Source organism: Pseudomonas sp. EA_35y_Pfl2_R111, assembly GCF_963970955.1.
Lineage (GTDB): Bacteria > Pseudomonadota > Gammaproteobacteria > Pseudomonadales > Pseudomonadaceae > Aquipseudomonas.
Map to the genome: position 1 here is coordinate 252,985 of NZ_CAXAOM010000004.1, position 15,740 is coordinate 268,724.

General features: G+C 59.2%; 13 protein-coding genes and 2 pseudogenes. 5 read left to right on the forward strand and 10 right to left on the reverse strand.

Translation table 11 applies throughout. The features are described 5' to 3' along the window. Window positions 1-118 precede the first annotated feature (118 nt). The gene (locus AACY25_RS16665) at window positions 119-946 is read right to left on the reverse strand and encodes an NYN domain-containing protein (protein WP_339526010.1); all 828 of its coding nucleotides are present in this window, start codon (window positions 944-946) and stop codon (window positions 119-121) included. An 800-nt stretch (window positions 947-1,746) separates the two neighbouring features. Between AACY25_RS16665 and AACY25_RS16670 the strand changes: the two genes are divergently transcribed. The 3 genes and pseudogenes from AACY25_RS16670 to AACY25_RS21045 all read left to right on the forward strand — a co-directional run bounded on the left by AACY25_RS16670 (window position 1,747) and on the right by AACY25_RS21045 (window position 6,320). Next, complete coding sequence (locus tag AACY25_RS16670; protein ID WP_339526011.1) at window positions 1,747-3,930, forward strand: putative bifunctional diguanylate cyclase/phosphodiesterase; 2,184 nt, start codon at window positions 1,747-1,749, stop codon at window positions 3,928-3,930. 422 nt (window positions 3,931-4,352) lie between these two features. Continuing rightward, window positions 4,353-5,459: pseudogene (locus AACY25_RS21040) on the forward strand (cache domain-containing sensor histidine kinase); the annotation flags it as partial. Between the two features lie 90 nt (window positions 5,460-5,549). Beyond that, the gene (locus tag AACY25_RS21045) at window positions 5,550-6,320 is read left to right on the forward strand and encodes a methyl-accepting chemotaxis protein (protein WP_445262165.1); all 771 of its coding nucleotides are present in this window, start codon (window positions 5,550-5,552) and stop codon (window positions 6,318-6,320) included. Window positions 6,321-6,376: 56 nt separating this feature from the next. On the opposite strand, the gene AACY25_RS16680 is transcribed toward AACY25_RS21045, so the two are convergent. Continuing rightward, on the reverse strand, window positions 6,377-6,739 hold the full coding sequence (locus AACY25_RS16680; protein WP_339412687.1) for a hypothetical protein: 363 nt from the start codon (window positions 6,737-6,739) through the stop codon (window positions 6,377-6,379). Between the two features lie 338 nt (window positions 6,740-7,077). Here AACY25_RS16680 and AACY25_RS16685 point away from each other — a divergent pair, with 338 nt between their 5' ends. Then, window positions 7,078-8,190, forward strand: a complete 1,113-nt coding sequence (locus AACY25_RS16685; protein ID WP_445262159.1) for a hypothetical protein — start codon at window positions 7,078-7,080, stop codon at window positions 8,188-8,190. Between the two features lie 29 nt (window positions 8,191-8,219). On the opposite strand, the pseudogene AACY25_RS16690 reads toward AACY25_RS16685, so the two are convergent. From AACY25_RS16690 to AACY25_RS16700, 3 genes and pseudogenes are all read right to left on the reverse strand, one after another. Further along, window positions 8,220-9,416, reverse strand: a pseudogene (locus AACY25_RS16690) (type IV pilus assembly protein FimV); the annotation flags it as partial. 313 nt (window positions 9,417-9,729) lie between these two features. Continuing rightward, on the reverse strand, window positions 9,730-10,311 hold the full coding sequence (locus AACY25_RS16695) for a DUF1415 domain-containing protein (RefSeq protein ID WP_339526015.1): 582 nt from the start codon (window positions 10,309-10,311) through the stop codon (window positions 9,730-9,732). A 72-nt stretch (window positions 10,312-10,383) separates the two neighbouring features. Beyond that, window positions 10,384-11,109, reverse strand: coding sequence for an endonuclease (locus tag AACY25_RS16700; protein WP_339526017.1), 726 nt, complete (start codon window positions 11,107-11,109; stop codon window positions 10,384-10,386). A 249-nt stretch (window positions 11,110-11,358) separates the two neighbouring features. Between AACY25_RS16700 and AACY25_RS16705 the strand changes: the two genes are divergently transcribed. Further along, window positions 11,359-12,138 (forward strand): hypothetical protein, encoded by a 780-nt coding sequence (locus tag AACY25_RS16705; protein WP_339526019.1) that lies wholly within the window; start codon window positions 11,359-11,361, stop codon window positions 12,136-12,138. A gap of 18 nt (window positions 12,139-12,156) precedes the next feature. Here the strand turns inward: AACY25_RS16705 and AACY25_RS16710 are convergent, their stop codons facing one another. The 5 genes from AACY25_RS16710 to AACY25_RS16730 form a co-directional block, all read right to left on the reverse strand. After that, window positions 12,157-13,200, reverse strand: coding sequence for a DNA topoisomerase IB (locus tag AACY25_RS16710; protein ID WP_339526021.1), 1,044 nt, complete (start codon window positions 13,198-13,200; stop codon window positions 12,157-12,159). Between the two features lie 182 nt (window positions 13,201-13,382). Continuing rightward, window positions 13,383-13,574: a hypothetical protein gene (locus tag AACY25_RS16715; RefSeq protein ID WP_339526022.1), complete on the reverse strand. Its 192-nt coding sequence runs from the start codon at window positions 13,572-13,574 to the stop codon at window positions 13,383-13,385. A 177-nt stretch (window positions 13,575-13,751) separates the two neighbouring features. Then, window positions 13,752-14,474 carry a substrate-binding periplasmic protein gene (locus tag AACY25_RS16720; protein WP_339526024.1) on the reverse strand — a complete coding sequence of 241 codons (723 nt, stop codon included), beginning with the start codon at window positions 14,472-14,474 and terminating at the stop codon, window positions 13,752-13,754. 252 nt (window positions 14,475-14,726) lie between these two features. Then, window positions 14,727-15,068: a zinc ribbon domain-containing protein YjdM gene (locus AACY25_RS16725; protein WP_339526025.1), complete on the reverse strand. Its 342-nt coding sequence runs from the start codon at window positions 15,066-15,068 to the stop codon at window positions 14,727-14,729. A gap of 64 nt (window positions 15,069-15,132) precedes the next feature. Continuing rightward, a complete protein-coding gene (locus tag AACY25_RS16730; protein ID WP_339526026.1) occupies window positions 15,133-15,627 on the reverse strand; it encodes an LEA type 2 family protein in 495 nt (164 codons plus the stop codon). Window positions 15,628-15,740: the final 113 nt, after the last annotated feature.

Below are 15,740 nucleotides of genomic sequence, written 5' to 3' on the forward strand. Positions count from 1 at the left end.
ATCTATTGTGTGCTTCAGATTGTTTTCAAGTCATTCTCTCTAAAATTTAGAGTGTGACGGATAGGTTGAAAGTTAGTCATGCCGTTAGCTCCAATCTTGCTCGTACACTTAGCGCGTTTTATTTGTTCGATTTTTTGTTTCGTACCGCAAGCGCCTGGCCACCTGTAGCGGTGGAACCCTGCATTTGCAGTTCAAATCTTCCGTTCTGCGCTTTTATCAACTCACTTAGCTTTTTGAAGCCATACATGCGTGAGTCAAAGTCCGAGCGCAGTTTGCTGATATTGGAGCCGAGTACTGCGAGTAGGCACCAGCCATCCTCATCCGAAATGTCCTCAATTACCTTGGCAATAAAATCCACCGGCACCTTCTGCGGTTTGACCTTGGCCGGTGCAGGCTGCGCAGCAGGTTTGGTTTCCAGCGTGGCGGCTGGCGTTTGCGTAGTTGCTGACGCGCCATTGGCAGGGCTTTCCGGCTCTGCGGGTTCGGCGTCGTTGCGCAGCAGTTCGGTGTAGATAAATTTGTCGCAGGCGGACACGAAGGGTTTAGGTGTTTTCTGTTCGCCAAAGCCGATTACTTCCAGCCCTTCTTCACGCAGGCGTGCGGCCAGGCGGGTGAAGTCGCTGTCGCTGGAGACCAGGCAAAAACCATCAAAGCGCCGGGTATAGAGCAGGTCCATGGCGTCGATGATCAGTGAGCTGTCGGTGGCGTTTTTGCCGGTGGTGTAGGCGAACTGCTGCATGGGTTGAATCGAGTGTTCCAGCAGTACCTTTTTCCAGCCGCCCAGTTGCGGGCCGGTCCAGTCGCCGTAGATGCGTTTGACGCTGGCGACGCCGTATTTGGCGATTTCCTCGAACAGGCCTTCAACGATTGCAGCGGAGGCGTTGTCGGCATCGATCAGCACGGCTAGGTGCTTTTGTTGCCGAGCGGGGCTTGGTTTGGCGGCCATGCTTCTTCCTTGAATGAGGTTGGCTCGACCTTACTGCTAATGGGTGGCAATGCGCCATAGTTTGCGCATTGGCTTTTGGTCTTGGTGTGTGTCCGCCGCTTATGTGTAGTTGCTACTAACGGTTCCGCCCTTACGGCGGGTCACTTCTGGCAAACGCCCCAGAAGTAACCAAGAGGTCTTGCCCCTTGCATCCGGCCCGACTTCGTCGGGTTCCCTCGCTCCATCATTGTTCCAGGGACCGGCGTACAAGGGCCGTCCCTGGCCCTTTACGCCTCTCGCCGCATCCATGCGGCTCGCTCCCTTCCACAACGACTCCACTCGGCCTTCTGATGGGGCGTTTGGCGTCGTCTGTGAAATCGCTGGTTGAAAAGCAAAAAGCATGGCGGGTTTCACCCGCCCTACAGGTTACGACTACGAACTCGTAGGAGCGGCCCATGGCCGCGATGCTTTTGGTCTTTGTTCTGCTCTTGCCTTTCGTTCTGCTATCCAGAAATCGCCCAGTCAACGCGGTCCCCGAATCCCGTCAGGAGGCCGAAACGTAGCGAAGCGCAGTAACAGCCGAAGGCTGGCCCGAAGGGTGAGCGCAGCGAATCAAGTAACTCGCTGTAAGGGCGAAACCAGTAAGTAGGGCCAATCAATCAGCGGCGGGTGTACCGTAATCGCCATGCCGTAAGCCCTAATCTGCCGGCACTTGTGGCAGTGCCCGCGTGATGCCTGGGCGGCCAGCCTGAACCTGGCAATGGGCGCCACGGGGGGATTTTTACACTAGAGTGAAGGCATTCCCTGCGCAGGCCTTGAACATGAGCGATTACCCACGCCCGGTTAACGATGGCGCGCGCATACGTGCGCTGGACGCGCTTGAACTGATGGGCTCCGCGCCGGAGCGGGAGTTTGATCGCGTGGTGCAGATGGCTGCGCGGATTTTCGATGTGCCGATTGCTCTGGTGTCGCTGGTGCACCGCGACCATCAGTTCTTCAAGGCGCGAGTGGGGCTGGATGTCTGTGAGACGAGCCGGGAGTTGTCCTTCTGTACCTACGCAATCATGGGCCAGACGGCGTTTGTCGTGGCTGATGCCCATGACGATGAGCGCTTCAGTGCCAATGCGCTGGTAACGGGCGCACCGAATATTCGCTTTTATGCGGGGTTTCCGCTGTTAACGGCCGACGGTCATGCGCTGGGCAGCCTGTGTGTGATCGACCAGAAACCGCGGCATGATTTTTCCGTGCGTGACGAGCAGATCCTCAGGGACTTGGCAGCGCTGCTCAGCGAGTACATCGACCAGCGCTGTTTCGCGCGCGAGGGCGATGAGTTGCGCAGCCGCTTCCGGCATATTGCGGCCACTTCACCCGACGGCATCATATGCGCCAACAGCCGCAACCTGATCACTTCCTGGAACGAGGCGGCCGAGAAGCTGTTCGGCTACTCGGCGCAGGAGGCCATCGGCCAGACGCTGGATCTGATCATCCCTGCCCCGATGCGTGGGCACCATGCAGCCGGGGTTGCACGGGTTGCCGGCGGCGGCGCGCCGCGGCTGATTGGTTCGTCGGTCAATGTGCATGCGCTGCGGCGCGACGGTTCGCAGTTTCCCATCGAGTTATCGTTGTCGCAGTGGCAGGAGGAGGGTGAGCGCTGTTTTGGCGCGATCATCCGTGACATTACCGCACGCACCGAGCTGGAGAAGCAGCTCAAGCATGCGGCGGAACACGATTACCTGACCGGGCTGGCCAACCGTGCGCGGCTTAAACGCTGCATCCAGGAGGCGCTGGCCGCGCAACAACCGGCCACCCTGCTGCTGATCGATCTGGATGGCTTCAAGGATGTCAACGATACCCTGGGGCATAGCGCTGGTGACTTCGTGTTGCAGGTGGTGGCGGCGCGCTTGCGCGAAGCGGTGCCGCTGGAGCAGATGGTCAGCCGGCTCGGTGGCGATGAGTTTGTGGTGTTTGTGACCGGCAGTACCGATCAGGAGTCGGCGCGGGCTTTGGGCCTGGAGCTGATTGGGGTCATCGAGGAGCAGATCGAGTTTGATGATCAGCCCATTTTCATCGGGGCGAGCGTGGGCGTGGCGATCCACTGCGGCACCGGTGAAAGTGATGAGCAGTTGCTGGGCAATGCCGACCTGGCGCTCTACCAGGCCAAGTCCGATGGCCGCCATCTGGTGAACATCTTCAACCCTGAGTTGCGCCAAACGGCTTCTCGCAAGGGCGCGATCAGTTCGTCGATGCGCCAGGCCTGGGAGTGTCAGGAATTCGAGATGTATTACCAGCCGCAGGTCAACTTGGCCGACGGTTCGTTGTGTGGGGCCGAGGCGCTGATTCGCTGGAACCATCCAACTCAGGGCGTTACTGCGCCAGCGGTGTTTTTGCCGGTGCTGGAAGCTGGTCTGTTGGCCATCCCCGTGGGTGAGTGGATTCTGCGTACAGCCTGCCGGCAGGCTGCGCAGTGGCGCAGCATGGGCATTGGGCACTTTCGGATCGGTGTGAACCTGTTCGCGGCGCAGTTTCGCGCCCGCGATTTTGCGGACATGGTTGAGGCCATCCTGGCCGAATTCAATCTGCCGGCCAGCGCTCTGGAGCTGGAAATTACCGAGAACACCATTTTGCGCAACGAGCAACGCATCATGCAGCCGCTGCGCCACCTGCGCGCGCTGGGGGTGGGGATCGCCTTCGATGATTTCGGCACCGGGTTCGCCTCCCTCAGCATGCTTAAGGATTATCCCGTCAGCCGCCTGAAGATCGACCGATCCTTCGTCAGCGGAGCCGACCGCAGCCTGCGCGATGAGGCCATTGTCGAGGCGGTCAGCCGGCTGGCAGCGGGGTTTCAGCTTGAGGTGATTGCCGAGGGGATCGAGACGCATGAGCAGGCCAGGCTGATGCAGCACTATGCCTGCGGCGAAGGCCAGGGTTACCTGTATGGCCGGCCGATGACCGCCGCCGACTTCACCCGTCGTTACCTGAGTGGTCAGGCTGTCACCGGCGAGTAATCGGAGCGCTCCTGCGCTATAGGCGTGTCGGCCAGCGGTGTGTCTGGACAGGCCAAGTCGCTGCAACTCATACCTATTACAGGCCCCGCAACTGTTGGGACTTTTTGTTTACCTGCGATAGCCGCGATGTTTTTACTTTTTTGTTTTTGCCGTCCACACATCGTGTAAGCAACGCGGTTCCCGAATCCCATCAGGAGGCCTAAACGTAGCGCAGCGCATTAACAGCTGCAGGCTGGCCCGAAGGTGAGTGCCGCGAATCAAGTAACTCGACGTAAAACCGGACCATGAAGCCGTATCACCACTGCTGTGGCGGTAACCCGCGTTGGCCTGAGAGCCGTTACGCCTGGCGCGCCCACCAGCCTTAACTATTCTCTACAAGCGCCGATAGAGCGTATTACTGGTCAGCGAGAAGGCGAAGTCCCATGCGTATCAAGTCCAAACTGTTGGTGAGCTTTCTGGTTGCAACCCTGATTCCGGTGCTGGTGGTGGCGCTGCTGACGATTCGCAATGTCACGGAGCAGGCCAAAGAGAACTTCCTAGTATCCAGCAGCCTGGATATGAAACTGGTGAACAACAGCTTCGCCACCTTCTTCGATTCGGTGGGCTACACGGTTTCCGCCCTGGCGGAATATCCCGCGGTGAAGGATGCCGAGAACGGTGAGTTGACCACCTACTTTGGGGAGGCGCGCAAGCCGGGCGAGGTGGCCACTGCCAACGGTGGGCGCGAGAAGCAGATTTTCGATTACTTCTCCAGCATCGGTAAGAACAACCCCACCTTCGGTTACGTGTACATGAGCGATACCAAGGGCGGCTACGTGGAGTGGCCGGGCACCGGTGACTACGGTGACTGGGACCCGCGCACGCGCGAGTGGTACCCCATCGGTCGTGACGCCAACTTCACCTTGGGCCGCCGCGACGGTTATTACTGGGAGCCGGATGATGCGGTGTATGTCTCGGTGCTCAAGGGCTTCAAGGACAACGCTGGGCAGTTTGCCGGGGTAGTCGCGGTAGACGTGTCGCTCAAGGCGCTCACCGATATGGCGCAGAAGGTGCGCTTTGGTGAGACCGGTTTCCTGATGCTGACGGAGGGCAGCGGTACCTTGCTGGTGGATGGCCTACAGCCGGATAACAACTTCAAGAAGGTCAGCGAGCTGCCTGGCGAGCACTTCGCGGTCATCGGCAAAACCGAGAGCGGCCTGGTCGAGGTGGAGATCGACGGGGTGGCGTATATGGCCAACGTCTACACCTCGCCTGAGCTGGGCTGGAAGTTTGTCGGCTTCAAGCAGGCGGACGAGATTTACGCGAGCGCCCGTGAGCTGACCTGGATCACCCTGATTGTCTGCATCGTGCTGGTGCTGGTATTCGGCGCGGCTGGGGTGATTATCGCCAACCGGATCGTTAATCCGATCAATTTGGTGAAGGAGGGGCTGCGCACCATCGCTCAGGGTGAAGGTGATCTGACTCGGCGGCTGGACTTGCTCAGCAAGGATGAAACCGGCGAGTTGGCCAAGTGGTTCAATCAATTTATTGCCTCGATCCAGGGCATGATCAAGGTGATCAAGGAGAACGCCATCAGCATGGATGGGGTTTCCAGCGAGACCAATAAACGCACCACGGCCATGTCCGCCACGCTGCAGCGCCAATTGAGTTCGGTAGAGCAGATCGTCACGGCTGTGACCGAGATGTCGTCGGCGGCCAACGAGGTGGCCAAGACCTGCGTGCAGACCGCCGATGTGTCGGAGCAGGGGCTGGTGGCCACGCGCAACGGCAAGGAGGTGATTGGCCGTAGTACGTCCGGGGTCAACAAGCTCGGCACCAGCATCCAGAACTCCAGCAAGGTGATTCAGGAGTTGGAGAAGGAAACGGTCAATATCAATAACATTCTCTCGACCATTCAGCAGATCGCCGAACAGACCAACTTGCTGGCCTTGAACGCCGCCATCGAAGCGGCACGCGCGGGTGAACAGGGACGCGGCTTTGCGGTGGTGGCCGATGAGGTGCGCAACCTGGCCAAGCGCACCCAGGACTCCACCGAGCAGATCAATAATATCCTCAACCTGCTGGTCAACCGCATCAAGGAAGTGACGGTGAGCATGGACCAGAGCCTGGTCGAGTCGGGTAAGGCCATCGATCTGTCCGAGGAGGTTATGGCTGCCTTCGAAAGCATTGAGGGCAAGGTGCAAATGATCCGTGACATGACCATGCAGATCGCCACAGCGACTGAGGAACAGCATCTGGTGACCGAGGAAATCAACCAGAACATTGTCGCCATCAACGACGCGGTAACCCAGATATCTGTTCAGGCCTCCGAGGTGGAGAGCTATGCCCAGGAGCAAAGTGGCCTGAGCAGTGAGTTGAAACAGCTGGTGGTGCGCTTCCGTACGGAGTAGGCCGGCCGCACATTGCTGACCCCTAGAAAAAGCCCCGCAATTGCGGGGCTTTTTATTTACCTGCGGTAGCCATGACCATGTCTATGCCCGTCGTGCCTACGGTGTTTGTGGCCATGCCAGCGTTTGTGGCGCGGGCGTTCCTGAACGTAATACACCGGGGCGGGTTGGTAGTAGACCGGTTGACGTTCGTAGTACACCCGTTGTGGCGGGTAATAGGCCGGTGGCGGCGGGTAGTACTCGCGCGGCGGCGGGGCGTAGACCTGCACGGGGCGGCTTTGGCTGACGATAACGCCGCCAATCACCGCGCCCACTACGGCTCCGGCAATCGCGGCGTCACGGTTGGAGGCCTGAGCCGGGGCCTGGGCAAACAGCGCCAGACTGGCCACCAGGCCGGTGATAAGGGGAATACGCGACAGCATGATCGAAACTCCTCTGCAAACCGGTCTTTCCCGGCTTATTCGTTTCGACACTGCCTGTTGCGTGGCATTGCAGGGTGCAATGTAAAGCCTGTGTAAAACAGGGCGGCGGCCTGGTCTGGTCAATAGCAGTGCAGATAGACCGAAACTGCACCGTCTGTTGATGCCAGGCTGCAGAAGGGGTGCTAGCAAAAGTCAGCTCAGCTGTGCTGGAGAACGGGATATTTGGCAGTATCGGCAGGCTGGTGGATCAAAAAATAATTCATTCCGCCGTCTTTGCTTCTTTACTTCAGCCTTAGGCCTGAAGCCGGAGAAGGTCCCTCTCAATCAAGGAGTCACTTATGCTGAGCCGCAAAGGATTTATGCTCGCCGCAGTCGCCGGGCTGTTGGCCTGTCATGCCCAAGCCGCTGATGTCACGGTTAAGCTGGGCAGTACCGAGCGCGTCACTCGTTTGTTTGCCTATCCCAATAACTGCAATGTGATCTGCTATCGCAATTGGTCGCTGGAGCAGACTGCCGAGCACTACCTGCGCCAGAGCTTGCAACGCGATGGTTATGCCAAGGCCACGGTGACCGTGCACCGCGAGGAGCAAGAGCTCTACGCCAAATTCAGCGAAGTGCCTGACGGCTACGGTAAGCCGCTCGAACAACTGCTGAAGACTGGCGAGCTGGCCTACAGTGGTGCCAAATTGCTCAACAAAGATGGCAAGTGGCAATACAACTGGTCGTTGTTCTTGCCGCTGGGCATGGCCCTGGATAACCGCAAGAGCGTTGAATTACTGCACTTCCCGCCGGATTACTCGTTGACCCAGGCGCAGGACTATCTCGAGTCGAGCACCACCAACCGCTGGGCTGATCTGCTGACCGAGAACGGCATCAGTGGGGCGCAGACGCCGGCCTTCCAAACCATTATCGACATCGCGCCGATTGCTGCGCCTGCCAACGCCGGTAGCGCGCTTGAGGGTGTGTACAGCTATTTCAATGCCTATCAGACGCAGATGGTTATGCAGTTGACTGCAGGCGAAGGTGGGCAGGCGCTGCCCATGGTGGCCTTTGGCAGCCCCGTGCGCAGCTGGGTTAAGCAGCAGTACGGGGTTTCTCTCGATGTGCTCGGGCTTGCGCAGATCAGCCCGGCTCCTGGGCAGCAGGTGGCTGTGCTCGGTGCCAACCACCCTAGTTACATCTGGTACGCCGCTGACCCGGAAAACTATGACGGTGATCAGCAGAAAGCCGATGCGGCTGGCATTAAGGTTATGGGACAGGATCTCAGCGCCGCCTGCTGGCAGGCCAGTATGGGCGAACAGCCCAGTCAGGACGCGAGCCCGGTACTGAGCGCCTGCAGCGAGAAATGGCAGGTCACGGAAAAGCTGCAAACCTGCGAGCTTTTCTACACCTCAGTGCGCAACCTCACCCCCGAAGCTGCGCAGGCCAAGTGCACGCCGGCTAGCAGCTAACCACCTCGGACAATGATCCGTTAAGGAATGGAGGGCGCTTGATTGCCCGCTGTAGCCTCTGCTACATCAGGGGTTACAGCGGGAGCCTGGCTTTGCGCGGCCAAGTAAGCCTGTAGCTTGGCCATCTGATCGTTTTTCAATTGGACCAGACGCTGCAGTTTGTCGAGTTGGCTCTGCAAATCGGCAATACGGCTTTTCAGCTCAGCGTTTTCACGATTGGTCGAATCGAGGCTTTCCTGGGCCACCGCCAATTTATCTAGCAGGGCCTTGTTACCTGCACTGCCTTTGTCACTGCCGGCGCCGCCCTTGTCGCTGCCATCCGCAACCAGTTTCAGATTGTCACTGCGTTCAATTTTTGCCGGCGTAGCGGCTGCGTTGCTGCGCTTGCTGGCGTCCAGCTGACGGGCGCTGGCGGCAACACTGCGGCTTTCACGCCAGGCTGCGGTCTGCTCGTTGACTTGGGCAATGGCGGCGCTGTGCGTGCGACTCTGGATTTGCTGTGCATCGGGTAGGCGCAGCACCTGGCCGCTTTTCATGCGGTTGATGTTGTTGTCGATAAAGGCCTGCGGGTTCAGCTCCTGAATCGCCAGCATGGCCTGGTGCACGCTGCCGCCGGCCCGCGCGCGGTTAGCGATGTCCCAGAGATTGTCATTGGCGGTGGTTTTGTATTCATTACCTGCCAGTGATGTGGCGGCAGCAGTGCTGGTCGTTGCCGGCGGAGTTGCGCTAGCCGTTGGGCGCGCTGCGGATGGCTGTGTACGTGGCGCAGAAGCAGCGGCCGTTGCCGGCGGTTGTACTGCCACAGGGGTAACGCTGTGCGCGGTATAGAGCGGTGGGTCCAGCAGCATGGTGTATTCACGCTGCAAACGGCCATTCGGCCAGAGCACTTCCACCAGAAAATTTAGGTAAGGCTCACGCATCGGTTTGTTGGAGGTTACCCGGATAACACTCTTGCCGTTGGCTTTGAGTATTGGGGTGAACTTCAGATCAGTCAGGAAGAACTGACGATCAACGCCGGCCTTGTTGAAGGCTTCAGGGGACGCTAGGCGCGGTATCAGTTCATCGGCCGACAGGTCACCGCCCTCGACCAACTCAATCTCAGCCACTAGTGGTTGATTGAGCTGTGACTGCAGCGTTACCTCACCCAACCCTAGCGCGTGCGCCATGCCGGATGACAGCGCCGAAGCCGCTGCGATTGCCAGCACCAGTTTACGAACCCGAGCCATAGCGTTATCCCTTGTTTTGTCTGTTTCTCGACCAGCGAGAGAATCTTGAGAGTGGCTGCTGTCTCGACCGCAAGGTGTTCCCTGCTCGATCAGCAACTCAGTGGTGGCAGTTTTGCAAGGGTGGGATTTTATTGAGTCGCGCCGATTAATTGTGTTGATCAGCTTGCAAATCTCTCAAGGTTCTTGCAATGAACTGCGGCTAACGGCTGTCATTCGTCGGACGCGCTGTATTCGCCGTCTCGTTCGGATGGGTATGGGGGGATTGAGCGGGTCAGGCGCGTCAGGTTTTTCGGCCAGCTCTGCGTGTGGGGGCTTAGTTGTTTTGTGCGTCTTTGCGGCATTGCGCCTGCAGGGCTGCCCAGCCGTCTGCGCCGAGGTCTTCGAGGGTCTGGATGTTGGCTTCGAAGATTGCCTCAGGGTCAGGGAAGGCGGCTACGGCGCGGTCGATGCTGGCTTCGCGGAGGATATGCAGGGTCGGGTAGGGTGAGCGGTTGGTAGCGTTGCTGACATCGTCTACGCCGGTGTCGGCAAACTGAAACTGCGGGTGGAAGCTGGCCACTTGCAGGATGCCGGCATAGCCGAGCTCGTCGACGGCCTCATCCACCACGGCGAGAAAATCGTTGAAGTCGAGAAAGTCGGTAAGAGCTGAGGGGTGGATCAGCAGGGTGGTGTCGGTTTCGCTTGGCTCACAGTTGGCGAGGGCGTGCAGCTCGTCGATCAAGGCGCTGAGCAGTTCTTCCGGTTCAGTGCTGGCGCACACCACATAGCGCACTTGTCCTTTGACCTGCACTGCCTTGGCGAACGGGCAGAGGTTCAGGCCGATCACCGCGCGATCAACCCAGGCGCGGGTTTCGGTAATGGCGTGGGTGGCGCTCGGGGTGGCAGTGCTGGACATAGGGTGTTACTCGGGCTGACGTGGCGTGAAGTTTAGCGGCATTAACCGCGCGCAGGGTTCTCGGATCAAGGCTTAACCGCTGTTGCGTTGCGGGTTGCCGGCGCGGCGTAGCGGGCTGCATTGGCTGGTGTCGATGGCGCCGACATAGGGGTTGCCATGGCCCATCACGCAGCCGACCTGCTGGTTGCGCCAGCGTTCCCATTCGCTGACTGGGTATTGGCGACTCCAGGCTTCGTAGGTGCGGCGGTCGAGTTTCGACAGGCGCAGCTGGTAACGCTCAGCCATATATAAATAGATGCGCGCTGCGGCACCACGGGCATGGGCCGGCGGCATGGCCGTTTTCGCCTTGAAATTGACCACCATCGGGCATCTTCCGTACTGCGTGGGTGTGTCGCTGAGCATGCCGAGGGCGTAGTTGGAGCGGTCGCCATTCACTTCGCCGATGCTCGGCACCAGATTGTGCAGGTCGGCTTCGGCAGCCTTGAAACTGACGTCGGTGCGGGTGCAGTTCTTGCGGCCGCCGTTCTGCCAGCACTGGCGCTGATGACCGATCACCCAGGCCGGCACCACATGCTCCCATTCCAGGCGCTGAGCACGGCGCCGCTGTTTACGTGGGCTGTAACCGCAGCTGCCGAGGTCGACCCGGTTGCCGCTGTACGCGCATTGGCAATAGAAGGTGTTGGGGCGGTCGGCATATAGCCGCCAAGCGATTTTCTTGGCGGCGCTAAATGTTTGCGGGGCATCGGCGAGGGCGGGCAGGGTAAAGAGCAGGCACAACAGGACAAACAAACGCAGCATGAGACTCTCGGCAGCCAAAAAAGCTGCGGATCATACCGTTTAAAACGCTCTACGACGGGTCTTTTGACGATGCACTGATAAGCGGTTACCAACCTTTTACGCATGACGTGGTCTGTTGGCAGTCCACCTGAGCTTATGCGGCTAGGTGTTTGATTGTGTTCAAAGTCATGTCTTTGAGTAGGAAAACTGGCCAATCTGGATTTTGTTGCTAGCGTTACCCCATTACACCGCAGCGGACGACCTCCTCTGATGAGTACTGTGCAGCGTTTGCCATGGCTGAAAACTGGCCCCGCCTGGTCGGGCGGCAGTGCTGTGGCGATTCGCCCGCTGGTGCTGGTTGTGCTGTTGCTGGCCGTCAGCGGCTGCTCAACCCGCCAGGATCATCAGAGCATCATCAGCAACCGCAGCCCGATCAAACCCACCGAGTTCTTCCAGAGCCATGCCGATCGCATGGCCACCCTGGGCATGCGCAACAACCTCAATAGCCTCTACCGGTTGATGGACAAGCTGTACCTGCGCAACCCGCGCGAGTGGCGTAAAACCGGTCTGGCTGATGTGGAAGCCGCCAAGCGTGCAGTGCACCGCGCCATCGAGCTGGACCAGCCGCTGCCGCAACTGGGCGGGCGTACCGATGTTGCCGCTCTCGGCTATGCCTTGAGCGCCGAGTACCAGGGCGATCGCGTGGGGGCATTTATCTATTCGCTGGCCAGCATGCTGATTACCGCCCATGGCGGGCGCACTGAGTACTACCTGAGCGACACGTTGGACCCGCAATTTATCCATAACGCCGCGCGCAACTTCGAGAAGGCCAGTTGGATGCTCGCCCAACGCACGGATGCCGGGGGTAAGCCCTGGCTGCTGTCCAACGAGATTTCCGCCGAGGGACATAACCTCAGCTATGCCGTGGAGTTCGGCAAGATAGTCGCGCGCCTGGATCTGCTCACCGATGTGCTGGATGAGCGCTATCGGCGCATGGGCGTGAGCTATGCCCAGGGATTGCTGTTTATGAACTTTCTGCCGGTGCAGTAGGACGGCTTACTCCTTGTCTTACTTGGCGGTTTTCGGCACGTCTGCGGCCAGTCGCTCGAGAAACATCGCCAGCGCTACCTCTTCAGCTTTCAGGCCCTTGCGCACCCGCGGTTTAGGCAGCTTGGATAACTCGCCCAGGCTGAAGTGCTCCAGCACGGCAGGGTGGATATAGCATTTGCGGCACACCGCAGGTGTGTTGCCCAGTTGCTTGGCGACGGCCTTGACCGTCGACACCACATGCCGCTTCGCGTCCGATTCCGGTTGCCATTCCAGCTCTCGCAGCACGGCCAGCGCCATCGCGGTACCGGCCCAGGTGCGGTAATCCTTGGCGGTGAAGTCGGCTCCGGTAAGTTGGTGCAGGTAGGCATTAACGTCCGATGAGCTGATGGTGTGACGCGCGCCGTCTTCGTCCAGGTATTGGAAGAGGTTCTGTCCTGGCAATTCCATGCAGCGCCTGACCACTGTAGCCAGGCGCCGGTCCTTCACACTGACTTGATGTTCGACGCCACTCTTGCCGACAAACTGAAATTTGATATCGCTGCCCTGGATAGCAACATGACGCGTGCGCAGGGTGGTCAGGCCATAGGATTTGTTGTCTCGGGCGTATTGGCTATTGCCCACGCGAATCAGTGTGGCATCCAGCAGCATTACTACGGTAGCCAGCACCTTATCGCGGGTAAAACCTGGCTTGGCGATTTGCGCCTCCAATTGCTTGCGCAGTTTGGGCAAGGCGTTGCCGAATTCTTGCAGGCGCGCATATTTGTCGGTGTCGCGCACCTCACGCCAGCGCGGGTGATAGCGGTACTGCTTGCGCCCACGGGCGTCGCGGCCAGTGGCTTGCAGATGGCCGCGCGGGTCTGCGCAGATCCACACATCGGTATACGCGGGTGGCACCGCCAGTGAGTCGAGGCGCTTGATTTCATCGGCGTCGGTGATGCGCTCACCCTTGGTGTCGAAATAAGTGAACGTGCCGCGCACTTTCTTACGGCGGATGCCGGGTTGGCTATCGTCAACGTAATGCAGGTCGCGGGGCAGGTCTGCAGGCGACGCGGAATCGGGCATGACGCAATTTCCTTGGCAACCAGTCAGGAGGGTCTATCTGATTGACCGCAGCATGTTGCGGGCGTGCCAAAAGGTTTTTTCAACAAGGGTCAGTTCAGCGCGGCCTTTCTTGTTCGCAGCGGGTGTTGATCACTGGGCGATAGCACACCGCTGCATGCAACGCCTGCAGTTGTCTGGGAGGCTCAATAGCCTTCCTCCAAGCGTTTATGGCTTTGCGCATTGGCTGCTTCGATCTGCTGTTTCAGCTGCTCGGTCTGCTGTTGCAGTTGCGCCGCCTGCTCGGCTTGCAGGCTGGCGGTTGCCGCTGTTTCACCGAGACCGCAGGCGCTGAGAAGCAGGGTCGTTAGCAGCAATAATGGATGGGCGAGGCGCATGGTGGCTCCTTGGTAAAGGGATAAAGGCGCGGCTTAGCAGGTTGTTGAAAAGCTACCTGCGTTGCCATCGCGGCGTTAAAAACAGGCTCAAAATGCTCATTTACAATTTGTAAACTCCGCTTTATTGCCTGTTTTTGCCTCGCACTGGCTGCCTCGCCTACGCTTTTCAACGGCCTGCTACTGCCAGCGCTGGTAGATGCTGTCCAGGGTACCAGCCTGTCTTAAACGCTCCAGCGCCGCCGAGAACTGTTTGGCACGGGCGCCATCGCCCTTGGCAAAGGCTACGTAGCGCGGCATCTCCACCAGCGGTTTGGGCAGGATGCGCACACTTTGCTCGGCACGCTGCTCGCGCACGAAGTACATCAGCTGCACTCGATCGCCGACTATTACATCGATGCGCCCGGCCAGCAGCATCGACACCAGCTGCCGTGGATTCTGCGCGCTGATGTCGCGAGACAGTTCGGCTTTGTCGAAGTCCGACTGATAGGCATAACCGCGCACCTGACCAATGGTGTAGGGCGACAGATCGTCGAGTTCGGCCCAATCGCTGAGGGTGATTTTGCGTGAGGTCATAAACACCGTGGAGCCGGTGCGAATCGGCCCGACCAACGCATACTGCTGCATGCGCTCCGGGGTACCGGCAAATTGAAAGGCCATGGCCACTTCGCTGCGATCAAGCATGCGCTTGACCCGTTCCCAGGGGTACAGGCGCAGGCTGTAGGGAATGTTGGCCTCCTGCATCACCGCCTCTACCAGCTCGACATCCAGCCCACGCGGCTGGTCATCGTCGATGGTGACAAAGCTGTAAGGCGCAAACTGCTCATCACCCACCACCTTCCACGTCTCGGCTTGCACCGCCCAAGGCAGTAGCAAGATCAGGCACAGCGCAACACTACGCATACGATCCTCCAAGCGGGTGCCTCGAACGAGCAATCTGCTCTGTATTGATGCTAGCTAATTACGCCGCAGATGCTGTTGCCGGTGGGCGGTTCTAGCCAGATTTCGCGGGAGTTCTTTAACGTGAGTCTTGCCAGCTCGCGGGCGACGCCGGGACGTAGCCTTGGACTGCAAGGCAGGTAGTTTTACTGGTGGCGCGCGCCGTATAAAAAAGCCCCGGCCGATAGCCGGGGCTCTATCTTGCCGGGGCTGTGTTCAGACTTTGCGCACGAACTCGGATTTCAGCTTCATCGCGCCGATGCCGTCGATCTTGCAGTCGATGTCGTGATCACCGTCGCACAGGCGAATGCCCTTGACCTTGGTGCCGACCTTGACCACCAGGGATGAGCCTTTGACTTTCAGGTCTTTGATCACGGTGATGGTATCGCCGTCCTGCAGCACATTGCCGACCGAATCCTTGATCACCTTGGTGTCATCGGCCGCTTCACTCGTGCCACTGGCCGACCACTCGTGGGCACATTCAGGGCAGACCAGCTGGGCGCCGTCTTCGTAGGTGTATTCGGAGTTGCATTTGGGGCAGGGTGGCAACGTGCTCACGGCGGGTCCTTGGCGGGTCGATCGGGAAAGGCCGCATATTGTATAGGGTTTTGTCGCGTTGGTTTTACTGGGATGCGCCTGATGCGGATGGTTTTGGCCAGTTGAGTGTGCCGCGGTCGTTAAAACGCCAAGTGCTGAACAGGCCGTTCGCCAGTTTGCCGTTCAACTCATAGGGCAGGCCCTTGCCGTCCTGATAACCGGCCATGCCCCAGGCCTGGCGCAGCGCGTTGTAGGCGGAAAGGCTGACTGGAATACGCAGAACGCTTTCCCCATAACGCGGTACTTGCCCGCTCTGGTCACTGACGCCATTGAGCAGCGGCTGCTGATTGACCTTCAGCTCCAAGGCAACGCCATCGAAGTTGATGGGCCGGTCATTGGGGTTCTGCACCCGCAGTTTGATTGCGAAGCGCGCTTCCAGGCCTTCACCGGGCAGCGGTTCGATTCCCACCAGCTCGATGCGCAATGGATCGCGCGCGACCAGGGTGCTACAGCCAGCCAGGGTAAGCAGCAGGCTGATGAGCAGGGCATGGGCGAGTTTGCGGTAAAGGGCGTTGGGCATACTGGGCTTCCACTGCTGAGTAAACACAGAGTAGAGACCTCAAGAGCGCAACGATTACGCCGCAACAGGGCAAATTAGCCGCGAGAAGTGCCTGGAGGGCCCGCCAGGCAAAG